At 66.1% G+C, this 22,355-nt stretch carries 18 protein-coding genes; 9 read left to right on the top strand and 9 right to left on the bottom strand.

Annotated features, from left to right (window positions below; genetic code table 11):
* Window positions 1-35: 35 nt before the first annotated feature.
* The 6 genes from murQ to IPK69_12850 all read left to right on the top strand — a co-directional run bounded on the left by murQ (window position 36) and on the right by IPK69_12850 (window position 5,626).
* A complete protein-coding gene (gene murQ, locus IPK69_12875; protein QQS08854.1) occupies window positions 36-998 on the top strand; it encodes an N-acetylmuramic acid 6-phosphate etherase in 963 nt (320 codons plus the stop codon).
* A 202-nt stretch (window positions 999-1,200) separates the two neighbouring features.
* Window positions 1,201-1,746, top strand: coding sequence for a preprotein translocase subunit SecG (secG, locus tag IPK69_12870; protein QQS08853.1), 546 nt, complete (start codon window positions 1,201-1,203; stop codon window positions 1,744-1,746).
* Between the two features lie 52 nt (window positions 1,747-1,798).
* On the top strand, window positions 1,799-2,689 hold the full coding sequence (locus tag IPK69_12865; GenBank protein QQS08852.1) for a YicC family protein: 891 nt from the start codon (window positions 1,799-1,801) through the stop codon (window positions 2,687-2,689).
* Between the two features lie 87 nt (window positions 2,690-2,776).
* On the top strand, window positions 2,777-3,943 hold the full coding sequence (locus IPK69_12860; GenBank protein ID QQS08851.1) for a PDZ domain-containing protein: 1,167 nt from the start codon (window positions 2,777-2,779) through the stop codon (window positions 3,941-3,943).
* Between the two features lie 168 nt (window positions 3,944-4,111).
* Window positions 4,112-4,489: a 50S ribosomal protein L19 gene (gene rplS / locus IPK69_12855; protein ID QQS08850.1), complete on the top strand. Its 378-nt coding sequence runs from the start codon at window positions 4,112-4,114 to the stop codon at window positions 4,487-4,489.
* A gap of 93 nt (window positions 4,490-4,582) precedes the next feature.
* A complete protein-coding gene (locus IPK69_12850) occupies window positions 4,583-5,626 on the top strand; it encodes a zinc-binding dehydrogenase (protein ID QQS08849.1) in 1,044 nt (347 codons plus the stop codon).
* A 37-nt stretch (window positions 5,627-5,663) separates the two neighbouring features.
* Here IPK69_12850 and IPK69_12845 read toward each other — a convergent pair whose 3' ends face one another.
* From IPK69_12845 to IPK69_12825, 5 genes are all read right to left on the bottom strand, one after another.
* Entirely contained in the window at window positions 5,664-6,113 is a 450-nt protein-coding gene (locus tag IPK69_12845; protein QQS08848.1) for a hypothetical protein, read from the bottom strand.
* A 37-nt stretch (window positions 6,114-6,150) separates the two neighbouring features.
* Window positions 6,151-7,659: a D-glycero-beta-D-manno-heptose 1-phosphate adenylyltransferase gene (rfaE2, locus tag IPK69_12840; GenBank protein QQS08847.1), complete on the bottom strand. Its 1,509-nt coding sequence runs from the start codon at window positions 7,657-7,659 to the stop codon at window positions 6,151-6,153.
* A gap of 138 nt (window positions 7,660-7,797) precedes the next feature.
* Complete coding sequence (gene lpxK / locus IPK69_12835) at window positions 7,798-8,880, bottom strand: tetraacyldisaccharide 4'-kinase (GenBank protein QQS08846.1); 1,083 nt, start codon at window positions 8,878-8,880, stop codon at window positions 7,798-7,800.
* Window positions 8,877-9,311 carry a hypothetical protein gene (locus tag IPK69_12830; protein QQS08845.1) on the bottom strand — a complete coding sequence of 145 codons (435 nt, stop codon included), beginning with the start codon at window positions 9,309-9,311 and terminating at the stop codon, window positions 8,877-8,879. The genes lpxK and IPK69_12830 overlap by 4 nt, the downstream gene beginning before the upstream one ends.
* Window positions 9,308-9,889, bottom strand: a complete 582-nt coding sequence (locus IPK69_12825) for a Maf family protein (protein QQS08844.1) — start codon at window positions 9,887-9,889, stop codon at window positions 9,308-9,310. The genes IPK69_12830 and IPK69_12825 overlap by 4 nt, the downstream gene beginning before the upstream one ends.
* A 194-nt stretch (window positions 9,890-10,083) precedes the next feature.
* On the opposite strand from IPK69_12825, the gene IPK69_12820 reads away from it, so the two are divergent.
* Entirely contained in the window at window positions 10,084-10,911 is an 828-nt protein-coding gene (locus tag IPK69_12820; GenBank protein ID QQS08843.1) for a carbon-nitrogen family hydrolase, read from the top strand.
* On the opposite strand, the gene IPK69_12815 is transcribed toward IPK69_12820, so the two are convergent.
* The gene (locus IPK69_12815; protein ID QQS08842.1) at window positions 10,881-12,002 is read right to left on the bottom strand and encodes a DUF481 domain-containing protein; all 1,122 of its coding nucleotides are present in this window, start codon (window positions 12,000-12,002) and stop codon (window positions 10,881-10,883) included. The genes IPK69_12820 and IPK69_12815 overlap by 31 nt on opposite strands.
* A 222-nt stretch (window positions 12,003-12,224) precedes the next feature.
* Between IPK69_12815 and IPK69_12810 the strand changes: the two genes are divergently transcribed.
* Window positions 12,225-13,145: an isocitrate lyase/phosphoenolpyruvate mutase family protein gene (locus IPK69_12810; GenBank protein ID QQS08841.1), complete on the top strand. Its 921-nt coding sequence runs from the start codon at window positions 12,225-12,227 to the stop codon at window positions 13,143-13,145.
* 102 nt (window positions 13,146-13,247) lie between these two features.
* Here IPK69_12810 and IPK69_12805 read toward each other — a convergent pair whose 3' ends face one another.
* On the bottom strand, window positions 13,248-19,217 hold the full coding sequence (locus tag IPK69_12805) for a filamentous hemagglutinin N-terminal domain-containing protein (protein QQS08840.1): 5,970 nt from the start codon (window positions 19,215-19,217) through the stop codon (window positions 13,248-13,250).
* A gap of 145 nt (window positions 19,218-19,362) precedes the next feature.
* Window positions 19,363-21,312 carry a ShlB/FhaC/HecB family hemolysin secretion/activation protein gene (locus IPK69_12800; GenBank protein QQS08839.1) on the bottom strand — a complete coding sequence of 650 codons (1,950 nt, stop codon included), beginning with the start codon at window positions 21,310-21,312 and terminating at the stop codon, window positions 19,363-19,365.
* 286 nt (window positions 21,313-21,598) lie between these two features.
* Between IPK69_12800 and IPK69_12795 the strand changes: the two genes are divergently transcribed.
* Window positions 21,599-21,850 (top strand): hypothetical protein, encoded by a 252-nt coding sequence (locus tag IPK69_12795; GenBank protein QQS08838.1) that lies wholly within the window; start codon window positions 21,599-21,601, stop codon window positions 21,848-21,850.
* Between the two features lie 31 nt (window positions 21,851-21,881).
* On the opposite strand, the gene apaG is transcribed toward IPK69_12795, so the two are convergent.
* Window positions 21,882-22,322: a Co2+/Mg2+ efflux protein ApaG gene (gene apaG / locus IPK69_12790; protein ID QQS08837.1), complete on the bottom strand. Its 441-nt coding sequence runs from the start codon at window positions 22,320-22,322 to the stop codon at window positions 21,882-21,884.
* Between the last annotated feature and the right edge of the window lie 33 nt (window positions 22,323-22,355).

Genomic DNA, 22,355 nt, shown 5'->3' with positions numbered 1-22,355 from the left:
TTTCAGACCCGCACAGCAGCGGATACGCTCAGATCATGTCCTCGCCATGGAATCCAATACCACATCACTCTTCAACCCCCTCGCCACCCGACCGCGCGCACGTGCTCACCGAGCAGCGCAACCCGCGCACGATGAATCTCCACACGCTGGGCGTGCGTGAACTCGTGGACACGATCCAGCGTGAGGACCGCGCGATCGCCGACGCGATGGAACGTGCCGCCCCCTCGCTCACAGCGTTCATCACCGCCATCGAGCCGGGTTTCCTTCGCGGCGGGCGACTCGTGTACTTCGGCGCGGGCACCTCGGGCCGACTCGGCGTGCTCGACGCGAGCGAGGCGCCGCCAACGTTCCAGGTCGAACCGGGACGAATCGTCGGCCTCATCGCGGGTGGCGACGCATCGCTGCGAACCTCCAGCGAGGGACGCGAGGACGAACTCCACGGCGCTCACGACGCCCTGCGATCGCTCAAACTCACACGCGACGACTCGGTCCTCGGCATCGCCGCGGGCGGCACGACGCCCTACGTCCTCGGCGGCCTCGCCCTCGCGCGATCACTCGCCACACCGCCGGTCACCGGCCTGCTCGCGTGCACGCGCGTCGAGCCGACACACGCCGACCACACCATCGTCCTCGAGACCGGGCCCGAGGTCATCACCGGCTCCACACGCATGAAGGCCGGGACCGCAACCAAACTCGCGCTCAACACCATCTCCACGACGCTCATGATCCGCGCCGGCAAGGTCCACGAGAACCTCATGGTCGATCTCCGCGCCACCAATGCCAAACTCCGCGATCGGGCCGCGAGAATCGTCTCCACACTCACCGGCCTCTCACGCGATGCGGCCTTCGCGCTCCTCCATGAGGCCGCCGGCAGCGTGAAATCGGCCGTCGCCATGCATTGTCTCGGCGTCACTCGCATCGAGGCCGAGCGTGTGCTGGCGGCCCACTCAGGCCGCCTCGATCGTGCCTTGATGAATGGTCCACCCACCCCTCCCTGACACATCCCGTCCAACCCGAGTTCGCTTCCAGCATCCGATCTCTCGTTGCTATTGCCTCTCGTTCTTGACACAACGATCGAAATTCGATCCGCCCTCGCGAACAGACACCACCCACGCCGGTTCCTATACTCGCCGTTCTGGTGAGGCCCTAAGGCCCGGCCGTGCGCGTGGTCGCACCATCGGCCGCTGATGGAGTGTGTGCATGCCCCTTCCGACGTTGGCGATTTGGCCCCCCTGGCTCCTCGCCACCCTCATGGTCGTCTTTCTTCTCGCGTGCCTGGTGCTCGTGCTGGTCGTGCTCGTCCAGAAACCTCAGGGCGGTGGGCTTTCGGCGGCGTTCGGGGGCGGATCGGGATCGGGTCAAACCGCATTCGGCACCAAGACCGGCGATGCGCTCACGGTCTTCACCACGACCATGTTTCTGCTCTTCATCGGCATCGCCATCGCGCTGAACTTCGGCTTCCATCCGAGCAAGCCATCGCCCGTGGAGACGATCAGCGCCCCGGGGACAACTGCCCCGGCACCCGCGACCAACTCGGACACCTCGCCCACCAGCACCAACACGCCGAGCGTCCCTGCGCCAACGACCGAGCCGACCACAACCACCACACCCGCGCCCTCGGAGACGCCGGCCACAAATCCGCCAGCAACCGAGACACCCAGGCCCGTCGAGAGCACTCCTTCAGAGCCTGCATCGACGCCCGCGCCAACGCCGGCTCCATCTCCTGAGCCAACGACCACGCCTTGATGCTTGCTCGATCGTTCTCTTCGCCCCACTCCACCCCCGCTCGAGGTTCGCCATGATCCGAAGCATGACCGGCTATGGCGAGGCCTCGCTCCAGAGCGATGGTGGACACTACTTCCTCGAGGTCCGTTCCCTCAACAACAAGTACTTCAAGACGCTCATACGTCTCCCCGAGGAGTTCCAGGGGCTGGAGGCCGAGTTCGAGCAGAAGCTCCGCGAGCGCCTCTCGCGGGGCACGATCACCGTCAACGCACGCTGTGCCGAGGTCTCCGAGTCGGCGGCCCATGCCGTCAACGTGAAGGCCCTGGAAAAGTACATCGAGCAGATCTCCGCCCTCCCCCAGATCCGCTCGGGGACGCTGACGCTCGATCTCGCGGCGCTGCTCCCCCTGCCGGGCGTGCTCCAGCCGCCGACGAATGAGGAGGCCCGCCTCGACCGCGCCCGCAAGGCGTTCCTGACCCTGCTCGACCGTGCCTGCGCCTCGCTCATCAAGATGCGCGAGATCGAGGGCCAGTCGCTCATCAAGGAACTCGACTCGCACCGCGCGTATATCGAGGAGCGCGTCCACCTGATCCGAGACCTCGCTCCGGGCGTCGTCGCCGAGTACGAGAGCCGTCTCCGCTCGCGGATCCAACTCCTGCTCCAGGAGGCCGGCGTCTCGGTGCAGCAGGTCGATCTCATCCGCGAAATCGCGGCGTATGCCGAACGCACCGACATCGCCGAGGAGACCCAGCGCCTCCAGGCACACCTAAACCAGTTCGCCGAGTACCTGCGCAGCAAGGACGAGCGCCCCATCGGGCGCACGCTCGACTTCCTCGCTCAGGAGATGCTCCGGGAGACGAACACGATCGCGAGCAAATCGCCCGACTCCACGATCTCGCGTCATGCCGTCGAGATCAAAGGGGCGATCGATCGGATCAAGGAACAGGCCCAGAACGTGGAATGAGCCGCCTGCGGCGTTTCTGACGGCCTCGTCCGAGAATCACTGGCGATATTGGCGTCGTCCGTGTACACTGCGCCAGGACGAATCACCATGAGGACACAGGCCTGTTCCACATTCACACGATGCGTGCTCGCGGGGGTGGCCCTCACGCTCGCGACGCCGGTGCTCGCGCAGGATGTTCTCTCCGCGCGCCCGCCCGAGGGTGAACTGGAGAAGGACTCCCCATCCGTTGCCGCTCCCGCCGCGAAACCGCCGACGTTTGATCTCGAAACCCTCGTCGCCCAACTCGATTCGCCCGCACTGACCGATCGCCAGAAAGCAGGCGACTCGTTGCATGCGCAATCGCTCGTCGTGCTCATGGGGCTGCTCACCCGCGACAGCCTCACGCTCGAGCAGCGCACACGTCTGGAGTTGACGGCCCGATCGAAGTTCATGCAAGGCCCACGCGCTGCCCTGGGGGTCCGCTGGAACGCCAACGATCCCGGCGGCGCCACGATCCTCTCCACCGAACCGGCCTTCGACTGCTCCAAGGTTCTCCAGGCGGGTGACATCATCGTCCGGATTGGCGACGTCGATATCGCGGCCGTCGGCAGCCTCCCGCCCGCGATCCTCTCGTATTCCCCCGATGATCGCGTGGAAATCCGATTCCTTCGGAACGACAAGAAGTGCGTCGGCACCGTCATCATGGGCGACTTTCGAACGCTCGCCAATCAGCGACTGCCCAACCAGGTCGATTTCAATCTCGCAACGGCATGGCTGCTCTATCGAGACCGGACGCTGAAAGGCTCGACTCGAGACGAGGCGCCCATCGCGATCCGGTTCGATGAGCACGCGCTCCTCGCCGTGGACACCGTGAGCACGAGGTCGCGATTCGAGGACATGCGGATGTCCATGCCACCCAACGGCATTCGCGTCAACATCAACATGGATCGCGCGGGACAAGACGACAAGTCCCGTCCCACCAGGATCACGTCCGGCGGCGACACACCACTCTCCATCGCTCCCCCGCCCAGGTTCTTTACTCCATTGAGGGGCGATGTCAGCGAGCAGATCCGCGCCCGCGTCGCCATGATGGAGCGGGATCTCGAGTCGATCGATAGCGATATAGCCACAAGCAAAGCCCTCTTCGAGAACGCCGCCACAGACGACGAACGCGACCTGCACCGCAACAATCTCAAGAGCATGTCCGACAAACGCAACCTCATCCAGCAGCAACTCGACGGGCTTCGCCAACAAATCAATGGCCGGCGAAAGTAGCGTCTCTCGCCTTCCAGGGTCAGGCAAGCCCCAGTGCGGCACCTGCCGATTCCCGTACATAGCCGCTGGTAGCACGATCCCGGAACTCGAGAGACTCGACCCGATCGGGTCCGCCGCCTATCCTCTCCGCCCTGCCCAGAATCGGGACGGGCTTTGGAAGGACGCACCATGGCCGCTCAATCCATCATCGAGAACATCAACGCCCAATCGCTCAAGACCGATCTCCCGCGGATCGACATCGGCGACACGATCAACGTCCACTTCCGTATCGTGGAAGGCGACAAAGAACGCCTCCAGGTCTTCCAGGGCGTCGTGATCTCGCGCAAGGGCCGAGGCATCGACGAGATGATGGTCGTCCGTCGCATCGTCGACGAGGTCGGCATCGAGCGTATCTTCCCGATCAACTCGCCGCTGGTCGCCAAGTTCGACATCGTCCGCCGCGCCGATGCCCGTCGCGCCAAGTTGTACTTCCTGCGTGACCGCGTGGGCAAGAGCCGCCGCCTCCGCGACCGCCGGCGCGGGCTCAAGCACGTCTCGTCGAAGTAATCACAGATCATCCGATCGTTCGCACGCACCCGTCGCAACGACGGGTGTTTTTCATTCCGCTGATCGTTCCGATCGCCGGGTCTACGCTGCACCATGAAAGCCGTCGTCGTCGAGCGAAAGAACGCCATCGTCGCCCCCAACGTCGTCATCCGCGTCGACTGGCCCGATCCCAAGCCCCCCACCGCCGGCTGGGCGCTCATTCGCACGCTCGCCAGCGCTTTCAATCAGATGGACCTCTGGGTCGGTCGCGGCGTGCCGGGGCTGGACCTCGCATACCCGCGCGTCTCGGGGTGCGACGCGTGCGGCGTCGTCGAGGCGGTCGGGCCCGACACCGATCCGTCATGGGTCGGCCGACGCGTGATCGTGAACGCGGCGATGCGCGTACCCGACCGGATCTCGCCCGATGATCCTCCGGCCTCGACGCTCGCGCCGAACTATGAACTCATCGGCGAGCACCACTTCGGCATGCACGCCGAGAAGTTCCTCGCGCCCGTCGGCAACCTCGCCGACGTCGGCGACAGCGACCCCACCGACGCCGCGGCCTTTGGCCTGTGCGCCCTCACCGCCTACTCGATGATGGTCACCAAGGCCCAACTCCGCCCGGGCCAATCCGTGCTCATCACCGGCATCGGCGGCGGCGTGGCAACCTCAGCCCTCGCGATCGCCAGGCACCTCTCCTGCCCCATCGCCGTCACCAGCCGCCACCAGTGGAAGATCGACCGCGCCAAAGAACTCGGCGCCGACTTCGGCGTCGTGGACACCGGCGCCGACTGGTCGCGCGACGTCCGCGCCTGGACCAGGAAGCGCGGCGTGGACATGGCCGTCGATTCCTCGGGGAAGGCGACACATCTCAGCAGCATCAAGAGCCTCGCGCGAGGCGGGGCATACGTCACGCCCGGATGCACCTCGGGCCCCGACGCCGTCACCGATCTCGCCCGCATCTTCTGGAACCAACTCCGCCTCTTCGGCTCGACGATGGGCACCAACGCCGAGTTCCAGGAGGTCGCGTCGCTCTTCCGAGCCGGCTCGCTCAAGCCCGTCGTGGACAAGGTCTATGAAGCCAAGGACGCGAGGCAGGCGTACGAGCGGCTCGAGGCCGCCGAGCAGTTCGGAAAGATCGTGCTCCGCTGGGCGTGAGAGTTGGAGTTGTGGGGAGAATGAACGCGTGCGCCGATCACGCCGATCGTCGCATGCGCAGCAGCGTCGCGAGGGCCTGCGCCTCGTCCACGCGATCGAGCACGTGCCACGCGCTCTGCGAGCGATACCCCGCGCCGCGATAGTCCGGCCCATCGCTGATCTCGTGCACCTCGCCCAGCCACATCAGCGTGGCGTACCGCGCCCGCGATCGCTCGCGCCAGTAGGCCGCTGGAGCCGCGATCTCGTCGCCAAACTCACGCCGGATCTCTCGGACGTCACGAACCACCAGCCCCTCCCGGCTCACGACGCGCGAGACACGAGCCGCCGCCCGGAACGCCCCCGACGCCTGCTTGAAGAAGACCCAGTCCCCCACCGCGACGCGTCCGAACGGATCACGCCGCGACTTTGTCAATCGCGACTCGACATGCTTCGCCCCCGCAACGATCGCGTCGAGATGCGGACGGTGGATGATCGCGACATGGATCACGCGGCATGGACTCCTGAGGGATCAACTTCCCATGGACTCAGCCCGGCGTGCGCATCTTCTCGATCGTCGCCGTCGTGCTCCGCCCCGCGACAAGATCGACCAACTCGACCCGCCCGCCGCACGACTCGACGAAATCCGCCCCAACCACGCGGTCCTTCGTGTAGTCCGCCCCCTTGACCAGGGTGTCGGGCCGCACAGCCCGAATGAGATCGATCGGCGTCTCCTCGTCAAAGAACACCACCGCGCCGACGCACCCGAGCGCCCCCAGCACCCGCGCCCGATCCTCCTGCGTGTTCACCGGGCGCCCCGGGCCCTTGAGCCGCCGCACCGACGCGTCGGTGTTCATCGCGACGACGAGAAAATCCCCGAAACTCGCGGCCTTGTCCAGAAGCGCCACGTGCCCCGCGTGCAGAATATCGAAGCAGCCGTTGGTGAACACGATGCGCTTGCCCGCGCGACGCTGCGACTCGACCTCGACCGCCAGTTCCCGCGGCGTGCGGAGTTTGCCCGTGAACTTGCTGTTCATCACCAGCAGCGAGTGGTGCACACGCTCCAGCGGGATCGGCTGCACACCGAAGACCTCAACCTCCAGGCCCGCCGCCGCATTCGCGAAGCGCACGCTGTCGTGCCAGTCGCACCCCTGCGTCCGCGCGGCGGCCAGCCCGGCGAGGAACATGTCCCCCGCGCCCGTCACGTCGTACACCTCGCGCGCCACGGTCGGGATGCTCTGCGGCGGACGCGTCGCGCCTGCCTTTCCTTCTCTCTCGAGCAGGAGCGCCCCGTGCCGATCGAGCGTCAGCACCACGCTCTCTAGGTCGCACGTCTCCATCAGCGTCCGCGCGAGGGCCGCGTTGTGCGCGATCGACGCCTCGCCATCGGTCTTGAGGCCCGTGGCGATCTCGGCCTCGGTGCGGTTGGGCGTCATCGTCGTCGCGCCGCGATACCTGGAATAGTCCGTGATCCGCGCGGGATCGACAAAGACGGGCTTCCCGGCCCGCCGCGCCCGCTCGATCACGCCCTGGCACAACTCGAGCGTGCACACGCCCTTGTTGTAATCCTCGATGCACACGAGGTCGACGCCGCCCTCGCGCAGCACGCGGTCGAGCCGCTCCAGGATCGCATCGGTCACATTCCGATCCAGCGGCTCACGCGACTCGACATCCACACGGAACATCTTCTGCGGGTGGCGAGCCTGCGCCAGACCGATGTAGTTCCGCTTGAGCGTCGTGGGCCGCGATCGATCGACGACCAGCGACGAGGTGTCGACGCCCTCGTGGGTGAGTGCCATGGCAAGCTCACGTCCGGCCTCGTCGTCGCCGATCGCCCCGATCGCCCGCACGCTCCCGCGGAGGGCCGCGAGATCCATGCACACATTTGCCGACCCTCCCGCGCGCCGTTCAATCCGCCGGACGTGGAGCACCGGCACCGGCGCGTCGGGGCTGAGCCGCTCGGCATCGCCATACACCAACTCATCGAGCATGAAGTCGCCGACCACCACCGCGTTGAACGGCTTCCATCGGTCGAGCACGGGGAGGAGTGTGTCCATGGTTCTGTTCAAGTCTCGCGGCGTGGCCCAAAGGACAACAGTATCACGCCACGTTCACTCTCCCACATCGTGCATGGCGTGATCCCTTCGAGATCATTTCAGGCTCCATGCCTCTCAGTCTGAGATATTCAAACCAACCTACTCATTCGCAATCTGGGGCGGTTCCTCATCATCGAGCCGCATCGACGCCGTCTCGAGCACGCGCTCCAGCAGCGCCTCGCCCCCGGCCAGAAACTCCAAGCGGAGCACCGGCCGCACGACCTCGCACGGCCATCGATCCCTCGGCACGCGCGACATCTTCGCCCAGTCCTTCTCCGTCACCACGATCGCCCGAGCCGAGTGCTCACGCGCCATCGCGACGACACGTTCCACAGTGGCCCCATCGAACGGATGGTGATCACGCAGCACGAGCGTTGATCGCACGTCGGCATGGCGCGACGCCTGGGCCACAAACGCCGACGGATTCCCGATCGCGCACGCCACGACCACCGGCATTCCACCGAGCATCGCCACGGGTTCATCCCGCTCGCCAGCCGCCTCAGCCACACGAAGCCCCGCCCACGCGTGCACGCATTGGCACACGATTGCTCCGGGCGCCACGCCTCGTACCGACCGCTCCAGGCTGCTCAGTTCTGCCTCTCCAATCGCGTCCGCGTGCGTGAGAACCACCACGTCCGCCCGTCGAAGGCTCGACACCGGCTCACGCAATGATCCCACCGGCAGAAGCGCATCACCAAACGGATCCCGCGTCGCGTCGATCAGCGCGATGTCCAGTTGGCGCGCGATCTGGCGGTGCTGGAACCCATCGTCGAGCACGACAGAATCGACCCTTTCACCGCGCTCGGTCCCGAACATCCGGATCAGCCCCGCGATCCGATCGGGCTGCGCGACCAGCGGCAGATCCTCGAACATCCCCGCATACGTCCGTGCCTCGTCGGACAGAATGCCGCCCACGCCGCCGCGTGGCGCATACCCGCGCATTGCGATCGCCGGATCGTGCCCGGCCTCTCGTAGCCATCGCACGATCGTCGCCACCATCGGCGTCTTGCCCGTCCCCCCGGTCGAGAGATTGCCCACGCTGATCACCGGGCGATCGAACTCGACCACGCCCTTGCGGCGATCGAAGCGCCGGTTGATCCCACCGATAATGAGCGAGTACACCCACGCCGCCGGAAGGAGGATCGGGCGTCGCTCGGGCGTGCGTGGTGTCGCGTTGGTCACGTGCCTCGCGCGCTCGGGTGCGCGCCAGAGAGCAGTTCGGCCCGCTCACGCATGATCTCGCGACGGGCGCGGCGATACAAGCGGAGCGTGTTCAGCACGTCGGCCGCCGCGATGCACAGGACGATGGTCACCAGCCCCGCGAGCAGCGTCCACGAGAGCACCCACGCACGCTGCTGCCCCGGGACCACGACCCCGAACGAGAACGCCGCAATCGGAATCGTGAACATCATCACCAGCGTGCTCGCGATACGGATCCTTCGACGGCTCGCGGGGATGTCCTCGGGGGAAGCCTTCACCATCGCCCGCAAGTAGCCGCCCAGCATGAACAACGCGAGAATGGCGCACGGCGTGACGATCCACGTCGGGACCAACGGCGTCGATGAGTTCGTCACCGCGTTCGCCAACACAAGATTCGCCGACACAAGGCTCACGAGACCGATTCTCCTGACGATCGCCGAAGAGGCGACACGTGATCGTTCCACGCGTCGAGCAGCGGGACGAGCCGACGCATGGGCAGTCCCATAATCGTCGTGGGATCGCCGCTGTGTTCAATCGGCCATCCGGCAGCCAAACGTTCGCTCAAGTTGTAGCCGCCTGCCTTCCCGCGCCATTCCCCAGATGCAACATACGTGCGAATCTCGTCTTCCGAGAGCCGCCCGAGCGAGACCCGCGCCTCGTCCACGAAGATCACACGACGGCCGTCCCATGTCCCAACCAAGGCGACGCCGGACAACACGCGATGCTCTCTACCGGACAAACTGCGAATCATGTGGTACGCCTCGTCCTCGTTTGTCGGCGTCCCGATGATCGTCCCATTCTGCTCGCAGGCGGTGTCGGCCCCGAGGACGACATCGACGCCCGCGGATTGTGGGAGCACGGCCCCGGCTGCTGCCTTCAAGAACGCCAGGGAGGCGACATAGGCCTCCACGCCCCGGGTGGTCGGCGCCAACTCGGCGTCGTCCAGGCCTGGATGCTCGGCGATGTGTTCGATCCCCGCTTTGGTCAGCATCTCCCGACGCCGAGGCGATCGGCTCGCCAGGAGCACTCTGGGGCGGCGTCCAGTCCTGCGATTGTGTTCATCCGTGTGTGCCATGGGCGATCGAAAATCATAGTCTTTACTAACTAATCCAGAGCAGGCAATGACCTTGACACCCGATCGATTCCCAAACACACTAGGGCCGATCCGTGCTATCGTTGATTCAGATGCGCGCCCACCTCGTCCAGTTCAATATTTCTTGGGAAGACAAGCCCGCGAACTTTGAGAAGGTCCTGGCCATGCTCGAGGCGGCCCTGGTCGAACCGGGCGATCTGATCCTGCTCCCCGAGATGTTCGACACGGGCTTCTCGATGAATCCCGAGCGGACACGAGACGCCGGCGACGTCACGCTCGCGTTTCTGTGCGATCTCGCCGACGCCTTCGACGCGACGGTGCAGGGCGGGCGGACTGTGGGCGACGGCACGGCCTCAAACGTGATGACGATCGTCTATGCCGCCCCCGACGGCAAGCCGACGATCCTCGGCGAGTACGCGAAGATCCACCCCTTCACGTTGGGCAAGGAGCACGAGCGTTTCACGCCCGGCGATCGGATCGTGATCTATGAATGGCGAGGCAGCGACGGCTCCCTTCGCGTGATGCCCGCGATCTGCTACGACCTGCGGTTTCCCGAGTTGTTCCGGCTCGGGCTCCTCGAAGGGGCCGAGGTGTTCTCGCTCGGCGCGTGCTGGCCCGTGGCGCGTCAATCACACTGGCGGGCGCTGCTCGTGGCGCGAGCGATCGAGAATCAGGCCGTTGTCCTGGGCGTCAACCGCGTTGGGAACGACCCGAACCTGATGTACACCGGCGGCACGATCGCCATCGGACCGACGGGCGAGATCCTGGGTGAGTTGGGCGACGAGGAGCGCGTCCTCAGCGTCGAGATCGATCCCGGCGCGGTCCGGCGTTGGCGAGAGAAGTTCCCGGCGTGGCGCGACGCGCGCCTCCTGGGACACCTGTCGAACACTCAGAACGACAATCCAAGGACCACGAAGTAATCGAAGTCGTTGGGCTCGCGGCTGCCGGACTCGTTCACGTAGCGGTGCTCCCAACCGATGCGGAGGTTGATGTTCTTCTTGGGATCCACGATGAAGTTCCACCCGGCACGCGTGGTGGTGCGAACGTCCTCGGTGTCGGCGAGGTTGGGCCTCATCTCCAGGTTGGCGTAGATCGATGAGCGGTCGTCGATCTTGTAGTTGAAGTCAATGGCACCGACGGCCTCGGGGTCGATGTCGTTCTGTGGACCGTTGATCTGACGGGTCATGCCCAGGCCGACGCGGGTCTGGAGGGTGACGTCCGCGTCCTTGAGAATCACGTACGCCGGGCCTGTGTTGAGGCTGTACCTCGCGTCCCAGGGCGTGCTGTTGTCGACCTCGACCTTTCCGCCCAGCCAGAGTTGCCAGTCGCAGTGGTCTGCTTTCCAGTCATTGCGGAAGTTGAGTTCGGCACGCGACCGCGTCTCGCCGTTGTTGTCGCGCCCGGTGACGGCATTAGTCCCGATCGATGTGCGAAGGGCCTTCGAGTCGCGGTTCAGATTGAGGTTGGCGCGGAGGTCATACGAGTCACGGTTGCCCATGGTGCCGTTGAGTCCGAACTCCGTCGATCGCTTCCACCCGGTCCAGAACGACTTGTCGTCCTTGGCGGTGATCGCGTCCCAGAGTGAAAGTTTCGGCGGCTTGGGCGGCGGCAGGGGCGCAGGTTCCGGCTCCTTCGGCGGTGGCGGCGGAGGAGGGGGCGGGGGGGGCGGGGGTGGTGGTGGCGCATCGGGAACGGGCGGCTCTGAAGCGGTGATCCCCGAGCGAGGAACACGGATCTCGCCGAGAACCGTGTGGACCAGGACGATGGCGTCCTTCTCGTTGGCCTTGATGGTGCCGGCGATGGTCTCACCGGAACTGAGCGTGATGGCGTACTTCGGATTCTCGGACGCGGGCGACGGTTCGTCGGCCCGGCTGACCGGGGCAAAGCCAGAGGCGAGCATCAAGGCGAGCGCCCCTGGCAGAATCGCACCAAAGTGGCGTGTCGCGCGCGCAGGGGTAGGGCGAGCGTTCTCGCCCTGCATCGCCGATCTTGCGCCGGCCGGATGCGACACCACTGCCTCCGATCCCTTTGGTGCTCGTGGGACGAGCGCGTACGACTCCTGAAACACGTGCGTGTTTGCAAGCCTATCGGAAAATGGGTGGGAGGGGAACGAGCAAATCACAAAACCTTCGCAAAGAAATGTCGGACCATAACGGATGTTCGCAGGATGGTCGTGGATCCATGCGGACATGAGACGAACCGGGACGCCCCACCCCCCCACCTACGCTCGGACATGCAGAACACGGACACCAACCCGGCGGCCCGGCTCCGGCGGGCGATGAACGAGCGGTGCGTCCCCATCCCGGGCGCGTTCAATGGGCTGTGCGCCAAAGCGATCGCCAAGGCGGGATTTCCGGCGTGCTATATCTCCGGAGCGGCAACAAGCGTGAGCGCGGGCGTGCCCGACGTGGGGCTGCTCTCTCTGGAGCATTTCTGCCGCTGCATCCGCGAGGCGGCGGACTCGAGCGGGCTTCCCGTGCTTGCCGACGCCGACACGGGATTCGGCGAGGCGGAGATGGTGCGCCGGACGGTGATCGAGTACGCGCGCGCGGGGGCGGCCGGGCTGCACCTTGAGGACCAGAAGTTCCCCAAGCGCTGCGGGCACCTCGACGGGAAGGAACTCGTGCCCAGGGACCACATGGTGGAGAAGGTCGAGTGGGCAGCAAAGGCGGCACGCGAGGTGGGGTGTGGAGGCGAGGCTGGAATCATCGTGTGCGCGCGCACCGATGCTCGGGGTGTTGAAGGGATGGAGGCCGCGTTGGCGCGCGCGACGGCATACGTCGAAGCCGGGGCGGAGATGATCTTCCCCGAGGGACTGGCGAGCGCGGCGGAGTTCGAGGCGTTCGCGAAGGCGATGCGTCACATCAAGGGCAAGGCTCGTGGCGGTGGGCCGTATCTGCTGGCGAACATGACCGAGTTCGGGAAGACGCCGATGATCGCGCTGAGCGAGTTCGAGCGGATGGGGTACTCGTGCGTGATCTATCCGGTGACGCTGCTGCGTGTGGCGATGGGTGCCGTGTCGAAAGCGCTCGAGGAACTCGCGAGGACGGGGACGGCGGAAGGGATGCTTGACCGGATGCAGACGCGCAAGGAGTTGTACGAGTTGGTGGGGTACACGCCGGGGACGCCGTGGGAGTTTCCGGCGGGGACGTAGAGAATGAATAAGGCACAGGCGGTCGGGCCTGTGCCTTGGTGAGTGATTGAGTTACCCCGGACACTGCTCTGGAGAGCAGTGCCACCAAACATCACGTAGAACTTAGACCTGGCCGCTCATTGACTCGACGAGTTGGATGAGTTCGTCCACGCCGAGCGAGTTCTGGCGGGCAACCTCGGCGAGGAGTTCGCGGCGCGTGCGCTCGTACTGGGCGGTCGGGAGGCCCATCGAGCGAACTCGATCGAGGACCGCGGCGAGGCGGCGGATCGAGTTGAGCGTCTGGGTCTCGTCGGGCGAGGCCACGAGGAAGTCGCGGAAGGCGGGAACGAGTTCGGCCGTGCTGGGCGCGGCGGCGTTGGTGTCGGCGATGCGGGCCTGGGTGAAGCGGCTGAAGGCCTCGGCGATGGAATCGCCCACGGCGGAGAAGGGACGCGCCACGAGGACGCCCTCGGGGGTCTGGTCATAGCCCGAGACCGAGTCCTTACCCTGAGCCGTGAGGCGGACGGCGTTGTCGCTGAGACGCGTGGCCGAGATGCGCGTGTCCGCGTTGCCATCGGGACCCGGACGGAGGTTGTCGATGTAGAGGCGGCTTCCCTTGGCGGCGTTGAGGGCCTCGTCGAACTCGACGCCACGGGCGTTGATCGCGAGAGACTTGAGGATCGAGAGGTCGTAGACCTCGGGGATTATGGAATCGACGAAGGCCGGGGGCTGGGTGGTGATGCTCGCGAGGTCATCGGAGACGCGCGGATCGACCGGGGGCGGCGGCGGGGGCGGCACGATCGACTTGCGGGTGCGCTGGTCGAGGACGACGCCGTTGAGCACGAGCGCGTCCATGGTCGCGTCGCCGACGGGCGTGGTGTTGAACTCGAACCCGGCGAGCGAGGCCGGGGCGAGACCATCGACATCCTCGAAGGTGGGCGCGGGGTCCGTGCCGCCGAAGGCCGAGCGGGTGGTAACGGTACCGTTGAAGTTCATCTGGCCGCCGGCGACGAAGTCGAGGCCGCGATCGGTGACGGTCGTGCCGTCGGCGAGTTGGAGGTCGGCGGCGGGCCGCGTGAGGAGGACGATGCTGGGAGCGTTGACGGTCATCTCGGCGATCGTCACGAGGTCGCCGAGTTCGGCGAGGCGCGAGGCGTTGAGGGTGAGCGAGCCGAGGGTCGTGAACTTCTCGTAGGGGCACATGATGAAGTCGGCGGTGTTGATGGTGAGGCTCTGCTCGCCGACGATCGTGGCACGATCGGGGACGGTGGGCACGGGCGGGAGGATCTCCCCGCCCTCGCTGCTTTCGCCACGAGCGGCGATGGAGAACTGAGTGCAGAGTTGGATGGTGTCGAAGGCGCCGTTGGAGCCGACATCACCGGCGAAGCGGATGACGCCTCCGGGGCCTGTGCCGACGAAGAGGTCGTGGGCGTCCGCGGAGCCGTCGGCGTTGGCGCTGTCGAGCGTGCCGCCGAAGCGGATGGTGGCGCCCGAGAACGCCATGAGAGTGGTGTCATCGGCGATGACGGTGTCGGCGTTGTAGCGCTGGTCGGCGATCGTTGTGACCGAGCCGCCGGCGATGAGGGCGTTGCCCTCCACCGTGAGCGAGTTGAAGGGATTGTCGCCGACGCGGCCGTCGAACTGTGCGTTCGCGGCGACGGTGACATCGCTTGGTGTTCCCGCGGTGTCGGCGGTCAGGGCATCGCGGAAGCGGATGAGGGCGTCGCCCGTGCTCTCGAAGGTCATGTCGCCCGCGACCGTGGTCGGGCCGAAGTAATCCTGATCGGCGATGGTGCGGATGAGGCCAGCGGCGAGCGAGGCCGGGCCGTTGACCACGAGCGAGGCAAGGGCGTCGCTCGCGCCGATGGCGCCGCTCGCGATGAGTGCGCCGTTGATGGTGAGCGACTCGGGCGAGCCGTCGGAGTTGCCATCGACGGTGCCGCCGAACTCGATGGTGTCGCCGGTGGTGCTCTCGAGGATGGTGTTGACACAGAGGATGACATCGCCCGAGTACAACTGGCCGGCGACGGTGCGGACGAGCCCGCCGCAGAGTTCGGCGTTGCCGGCGATGGCGAGGGATTGGAGCGGGTTGGTCGCGCCGACCGCGCCCTCGATCATGGCGTCGGAGTTGATGGCGAGCGCGACGGGCGTGCCTGCGGAGGCCGAGTCCACCGGGCCGCCGAGGGTGACGAGGCCACCCTGCGTGGTGAGCGTGGTGTCGGTGCCGAGGGTGAGGGCGCCGGCGAAGGTCTGGTCGCCGATGGTGTCGACGGTCCCGGCGTTGAGGACGGCGGGGCCATTGATGGAGAGTGCGGCGAGCGGATCGTTGGTGCCGATCGCGCCGTTGGCGACGACCGAACCGTCGATCGTGAGCACGTCGGGCGTTCCGTCGGCGTTGCCATTGACCGGACCGTTGAGTGTGATGACGGCGCCCGAGGTGCTGGCGAGGGTCGTGTCGCCGTTGATCGTGATGTCGAGGTTGTAGGTCTGGGTGCCGATCGTTCGGACGAGGCCGCCCGCGATGGAGGTTGGGCCAGTGACGGTGAGTGCGGCGAGCGGATCGCTGGCGCCGACGGGACCGTTGAGGACCGCCTCGCCGAGCAGGGTGAGCGATTCGGCGTCTCCAAGCCCGTCGCCGTCGATCGCGCCGTTGAAGGTGAGCGTGGCGCCGGTGGTGCTCTCGAGGATGGTGTCGGTGCAGAGAACGACATCGCCCGAGTAGAGTTGCGTGCCGACGGTGCGGACGAGCCCGCCGCAAAGTTCGGCGTCGCCAGCGACGCTGAGCGAGTTGAGCGGATTGGTGCCGCCGATCAGTCCCATCGCGAGCAGGTCGCCATCGATCGCGAGATCGATGGGCGAATCGGCGCTGGCGGAGTCCACGGTGCTCTCGAAGGCGATTCGGCCGCCGGCGCTCTCGAGGCGGGCGTCGCCCGAGAAGAGCACGGGGCCGGCGTACGTCTGATCGCCTAGCGTGCGGATGAGGTCGGTGTTGATGGCGGCGGGGCCATCGATCGAGAGGGCGGCGAGAGGATCGGTTGCGCCGACCTGGCCATTGAGGACCGCGCTGCCGTGGAGCGTGAGGGCCTCGGCGGGACCGGTTCCGTTGCCGTCGATCGAGCCGTTGAAGGTGAGCGTGGCGCCGGTGGTGGATTCGATGAGCGTGTCGGCGCCGAGGACGACGGGGCCGCCATAGGACTGCTCGCCGGTGGTGCGGACGAGGCCGCCGTTGAGCGTGCTGGCGCCGGTGACGTCGAGTGTGTTGAGCGGATTGGTCTGACCGATGGGCCCATCGGCACGCATGTTGCCAATGACATCGAGATCGACGATGGCGCCGGTGGCGGCGTCTAGCCCAGCGCCGAACGCGACGGTGCCGGTGAGGCTCTCGAGCGTGGTGTTCTGGGTGAGCGTCAGGTGCCCGCCATAGGTCTGGTCGCCCTCGGTGCGGACGAGGTCGGTGCCCAGGACGGTGGAGCGGGTGATGGTGAGTTCCTCGAGGGGCGAGTTGCCGCCGATCTGGCCATTGGCGACGAGGTCGGCGTCGATCGTGAGGCGATCGGCGTCGCCGCCGGACGTGCCGTCGAGGGTCGAGTCGAGGGTGACGGTCGAGGCGGTGAGCGTGCGGTCGCCATCGACGGTGACGGGGCCGTGATAGGTCTGCGTTCCCGTGGAGGCGACATCGCCGGCCAGGGCGGTGGAGCCGAAGACCTCGAGGGAGGTAAGGCTGAGGTTGTCGTTGATGCTGGTGCCCGTGAGGCTGCTGATGGTGAGGATGGTGCCCGTGACCTGGTTGGCGTCGGAGAGTTTGACGCTGGCGTTGACAGACTCGATGTTGTAGATCATGCCCAGCGTCGAAGCGCCGAACTGGGAGCCGAGAGGAAGGAGCGCGCTGGTGACGGCGGCGTCCTGGCGGAAAGTGAAACTGTCCGGACGCGTGTCGCCGCCGCCGCCCCCACGGAACATGGGGTGGAACTCCTGGGCCTGGATGAACGAGGAGGTTCCGTTCCCATCGCCGGCGATGAGCGCGATGTCGGTGCCCCAGACATCGAGACCCGTGCGGCACCAGACGACGATCCCCGCGCCGCCGGCCCCGCCATGGAGGACGGCGTCGTCGGTGGCGTGGATGTTGTCGTTGATGATGAGGTCTTTCCCGGCAGTCAACAGAATATCTGTCGCGGACTCGAGTTGGGCGTCGACGGTGAGATCGCCCTTGGCCGAGGCGTCGAGGCGGTAGTACGACTGCGGGACCCGCGTGCCGTTGGACTGGGGGGCGAAGGTGAGGCTTCCATTGGTGATGTTCACGACGAGATGCGTGTTCTCAGGATCTTCGAGGAAGGAATCGGTCCCGCCACGGATCACCCGGCTCTCGGCCTGGGTGATCGAGACGATCCGTTGCGGCGCGACCGAGGCAAGGCCGAACTCGGCGCGGCCGGTCGTCGCGAGGAGGTGGATGTCGCCGGTGGTCGCCTCGAGGATGGCGCCGGTGGACGTCATGTCGAGGATGCTGTGGCCGGCCTGGAAGTCGAGATAATCAGCGCTGATGGTGATGTCGCACGAGCCACCCGTCGGGCCGCAGGGATTCGGCGTCGTGCACCAGTTCTTGATCCGAGGCCTCCAGCGACCGGGGCAGGTCGGGTCCGGCTCATAGCCGCAGAACTGGATGTCGTTCCCGGCGAGCAGCGTGAGCCCGCCAACGTCCTTGTGGATGCTGGAGAGGACGAAGATGTCGTTGTCGGCGAGGATGGTGGTGTCGCCCTGGAAGCCCTCGATGCTCGCGACGGAGACGAAGGCCGAGTCCGAGGGCATGGTGTCGGGCTGCTCGAGGGCGATGATGACGATGGCGGGATCGATGACGAGTCGCGCGGCGGCATAGCCCGCGAGGGTGTCGCCGATCAGGATGCCCTTGAGCGACATCGTGGTGGCGGCGCTGATCTCCATGGATCCGCCGTGGCCGCCGGCCTTCCCGCCGGAGATGTCGAGGCGGGCCTGCTTCTCGACGACGGTGCGGCCTTGGGTGGAATCGATGAGGATGGTGCCGCCGTCGGCGACGCCGTTGCCGCCGTTGGAAGCGACAAGCGAGCCGTTGGTGAGCGTGGTGCCCTTGGTGCTGACGAGTTCGATGTTCCCGGCGTGACCCGACTCGGCGTCGGCGCGGACGCGGCCCGAGTTGGTGACAAAGACACCGTGGATCGAAACATCGCCCGCCTGACCCGGACCGACGCCGACGTCGATGGTGCCTGCATTGATGACCGTGCCGTGGGTTGCGATCATGTCGACCGTACCGCCGTGGGCGTTGATGACGCCCTGGTTGAGGAGGGCGAGGCCCAGCATGTCGCCGGCGGCCATGGAGATGTGCCCGTCGTCGGCGGAGATCGAGCCGGTGTTGCGGATGCTGGCCGGGTCGCTGGCCTTGGCGGCGGAGTTCCGCGTGCCCTGCGTCTGGGTCTCGGCGTCGCGCCCGTCCAGGCGGACGTACATCCGGCTGTTCTCCTGGCGCAAGAGGACGTCGTTTCCGGCGGCCATGACGATCCACCCGCCATCGGCGTTGATCGCGCCGTTGTTCGTGATCTGGCGCGCCACAATGGCGGCGGATTGGGCGCTGATCGAGCCGTCCATGCGGATCGTGCCCTGGACATTCGTGAAGTGATCGATGCTGTTGAGGAAGTCGTCGTTGGCGATGTTGCCAGCGGCAGCGTACAGCCCGCCGACGTTCACCACCGAGTTGGCGCCGAACATGATCCCCGAGCGGTTGACGAGGTAGACGATGCCGTTGGCCTGGAGGTTGCCGTTGATCGTTGAGGGTGCGTTGCTCTGGATCCGGTTGAGGACGCGCGAGGCGGCGGTGGGCTGCACGAAGCGGACGGTCTCGCCCTGGGCGATGTTGAACGTCTGGTAGTTGATGATCGCGTTGTTCGACGCGGTGATCGTCGTCGTCGCGCCCTGCTGCGCGAAGGTCGCGCTCCCCGCGACGACCTGCTGCCCGGTCGGGTTGGCAAGGGACACGCCGGCCAGGCCACCCGCGGCTCCAGCGGCAAGGGCCAGGGCCATCGTGTGGCGACAACGGACAACGGTGCTGCGGGTCGTGAGTCGGCTCATCTTCGGTTGCTCCCCAATACCAGAGCAACCATTTCTCCCCGCCGGGAGGATGGGCCGCTCTTCGTCCTACACCCATAGTGTGAACGAGGAACCGGGGTTTGGCAACCAATTCAGAGAATTTGGGTCGGAATAACCCGGACAGACCTCAATAGACGACCGTAATAACGAACGAGAGCTCATTGTGACCCGAGTTTTCGCGTTCGTTACCGGTCGAATCCAGAACGTCCTTCATGGCAAAGCCCCAATCCAGGCGGGCGCTGAAGTTACGCCGGATCGAGAACTCGGCTCCAATGCCAATGCCAACCAGAGTCGAATCCGCCTCGAATGACTGGCGATCACTGTTCATCACCCGGCCGGCGTCGAGGAAGGCCTTGAGGACCAGGTCCCAGTCGGTCGGGCCCAGTTCGTACTGCGGGCGCCAGCGGAACGGATCGCCAAAGAACTCGCCGGCTTGCTCCGAGGTGCCCAGGAACTGGGTCACGTGGTAGCGATACTCGACCGAGCCAATCAGGGCCGAGTCGCCCGCGACCAGGGCGTAGGGATACCCCCGCACGGTGTACAGCCCGCCCGCGACGATCTGCTCGTTGGGGATCAGGCGGCTGCCGAGGGCGGCCTGGGCGTGGAGCGCCAGAGCGATCTCGTGGCCTTTCTGCGAGAACTCGCCGGGCGTGGTCCCGAAGAGTTCGGGGAAGAACGGCTCGAGATAGAACGAGTGGGTGGCGTCGGCCTTGAAGACCAGCCAGTCTTTATCGGCGTCGATGCGACCGAGCGCGTCGAGGTCGTCGTCGGTTCCGGCGAGGCCGCCGATGTTGAACTCGAAGCCGGCGGTCGCGTCGGTGCGGAACGTGCCGCGGTGCTGCTGCAGGCGGAGGTAGACGCCGGGGACCAGGAAGTTGTCGCTTCCGGAGATCGCGGCGAGGTTGTTGTCCACGCTGACGTGCTTCAGATTGGCGCCCGCGAGGAGGTCCACGAAGAGATCGCCCTTCTGGAAGAAGTTCCAGATCGCCTGGGCGCCCAGGTCCCAACCGTTGCCCTCGAAGTCGGCGCCGGCGAGTCCCACCTCCGAGGCGACGTAGTCGTACCACGACCCCGAGACGCGCCAGCGGAGTTCCTGCGACTCCATCCAGGGCGCTTCGTAGGAGGCGTAGAGCGTGTGCGAGTCCTTGAAGTTGGCGGTGTGGTAGCCGATCTGGAGCGTGTCGTCGTTGTCGGTGAGTTGGTTGTGAATGAACCCAAGGTGCTCGCGGAGGCGCGAGGTCGAGGCCGAGCCGGTGTTGGAGATCTGCCCGAAGATGAGCCAGGGCTTGTTCTCGGTGACGAGGTACTCCATGTCGATGTCGGCGGGGCCGGTGCCCGCGACGCCGAGCGCGTACTCGACGAGTCGGCCCGGGTGACGCGAGAGGCGTGCGGTGTACTCGTCCACCTGGTCGCGACGGATGAGGTCGAAGCGGGCCGGCCCGTCGGGGGCCTTCTGTTCGTCGGTGGCGGGCTGCACGGGCGAGTGCTCGATAACCTTTGCGTGCGACGCGTTGTTGACGATCGTGTCCTTCTCCGGATCGAATCGCTCGCCCTTGGCCTTGGTCGTGAGGCTCGTAATCTCGCCCATGAGGACGATGACGGTGAGTTCGTCGTTCCCCGCGGGGCGGAGGTCCACATACCGGCGATCCTCGCTCACGGGCTTAAACTCGCCCGGATCGATGTTCGCCGAGACCACCGCGTACCCCATGTCGAGGATTCGCGCGGCGACGGCGGCTTGTATGGCCTGAAGTGTCTGCGAATCGACACGCGGCTCGCCTGCGGTCTCGGCGATCTGGGCGAGCGGAATCAGGCCCGCGGCCTCGCCCTCACGGGGAAGACGCAACACGCCGTTGTCCATGACCAGCGGGATCGTGGTCGCGAGGACTTCATCGCTGGTTGGGTGGGCCGAGTTCTCGGTTGTGTATCGAACGAAGACCTTGCGAATGAGAAACGTCTCCTCCGACGCGGCGGGAGTCGATTCAATCGCTGGGGGCGTGTCCTGGCGCGCGAGTGACGGCGCCGCGAATGTGGCGAGCGCAGCCATGCCCAGTACGACGACGGTCTGTAGATTCTTCAAGCCGGTCTTCATCACGATTGTCTCCCGGAAGGAGTGATTGGCGAGCGATGTTACCCAGCCAACCAATCTTTCCCATCTCAACGCGACGGCTCCCGGTTTGGGTGGGCCGTGACCAGAAACATCGGACGGCCGGGGCGATAACTTCACCACGACTTCCGGGATGCGTCAAGATTGTTCCTGGAACCGCTTGCATCTCGGACGAGTTTCGGCGATTGTGTGAAGCCGCCCGTCGGATCGGTCGATTCCGAGAACCAGAGCGGGCACCGCTCAGACTGGAGAAGATCCGATGCGTCGCGTTACTACTTTCGGCGTTCTGGGCATGGTCGGCGTTCTCGCGTGCATGGCCGGGGGCTGCTCGTCCTCGTCGTCGCACACGGTGACGCTTGGAGCATTGCAGAGCCGTCCGTTCTGCCTCGCCGCGGGCGACACCGTGGGCGGGCAGTTGTGGGCGTATCAGCACGTCCTGGCGACCGGCGAATCGGGCGAGTTCACAACCGTGACCGAGGCCATACCCTCGTTCTACCTGATCGGCGAGTGATTCGACTCCGGGCTATTCGCGTCAACATCGATCAGGTCGCGCTCACGTCTTTTGGCGCGACTAGAAAGAACCGACCGACGGCGATCTCGAAGAGTTCCGCCTTGTCATCCGGCGCATCACTCTCGCCCGAGCGAGGCGAGAGGTCGCGCATGAGATACGTCCCCTCCATCGTGCCCCAGGGGCGTGTGAGGCGGCAGAAACTCGCGTAGTCGAAGTGCTCGCCGGGTTTGAGTTCGGGTTGCTGCCCGACCACGCCCTCGCCTCGGACGACGGTGCGTTCGCCGTCGGCATCGACGATTACCCAGCGGCGCGAGAGCAACTTCACGGGGCGATCGCCCTCGTTGGTGATGCGGATGCGATAGGTGAAGACGAACAGCCGAGCGTCCGGATCGGACTCGGTCGCGTCGTAGCCCGGTGTGGCAACCACGCGGATGCCCTCGGTCACCGCGTCGGATCCTCGGCACAGGTCCATAGGCAAGGATACGAGCCTCGGTCCCCCCGGCAC

The organism is Phycisphaerales bacterium (assembly GCA_016699835.1).
In the GTDB taxonomy this organism is placed as follows: Bacteria; Planctomycetota; Phycisphaerae; order Phycisphaerales; family UBA1924.
The sequence above is the reverse complement of the archived record's forward strand: the minus strand, read 5'-3'. Positions and strand labels throughout refer to the sequence as shown.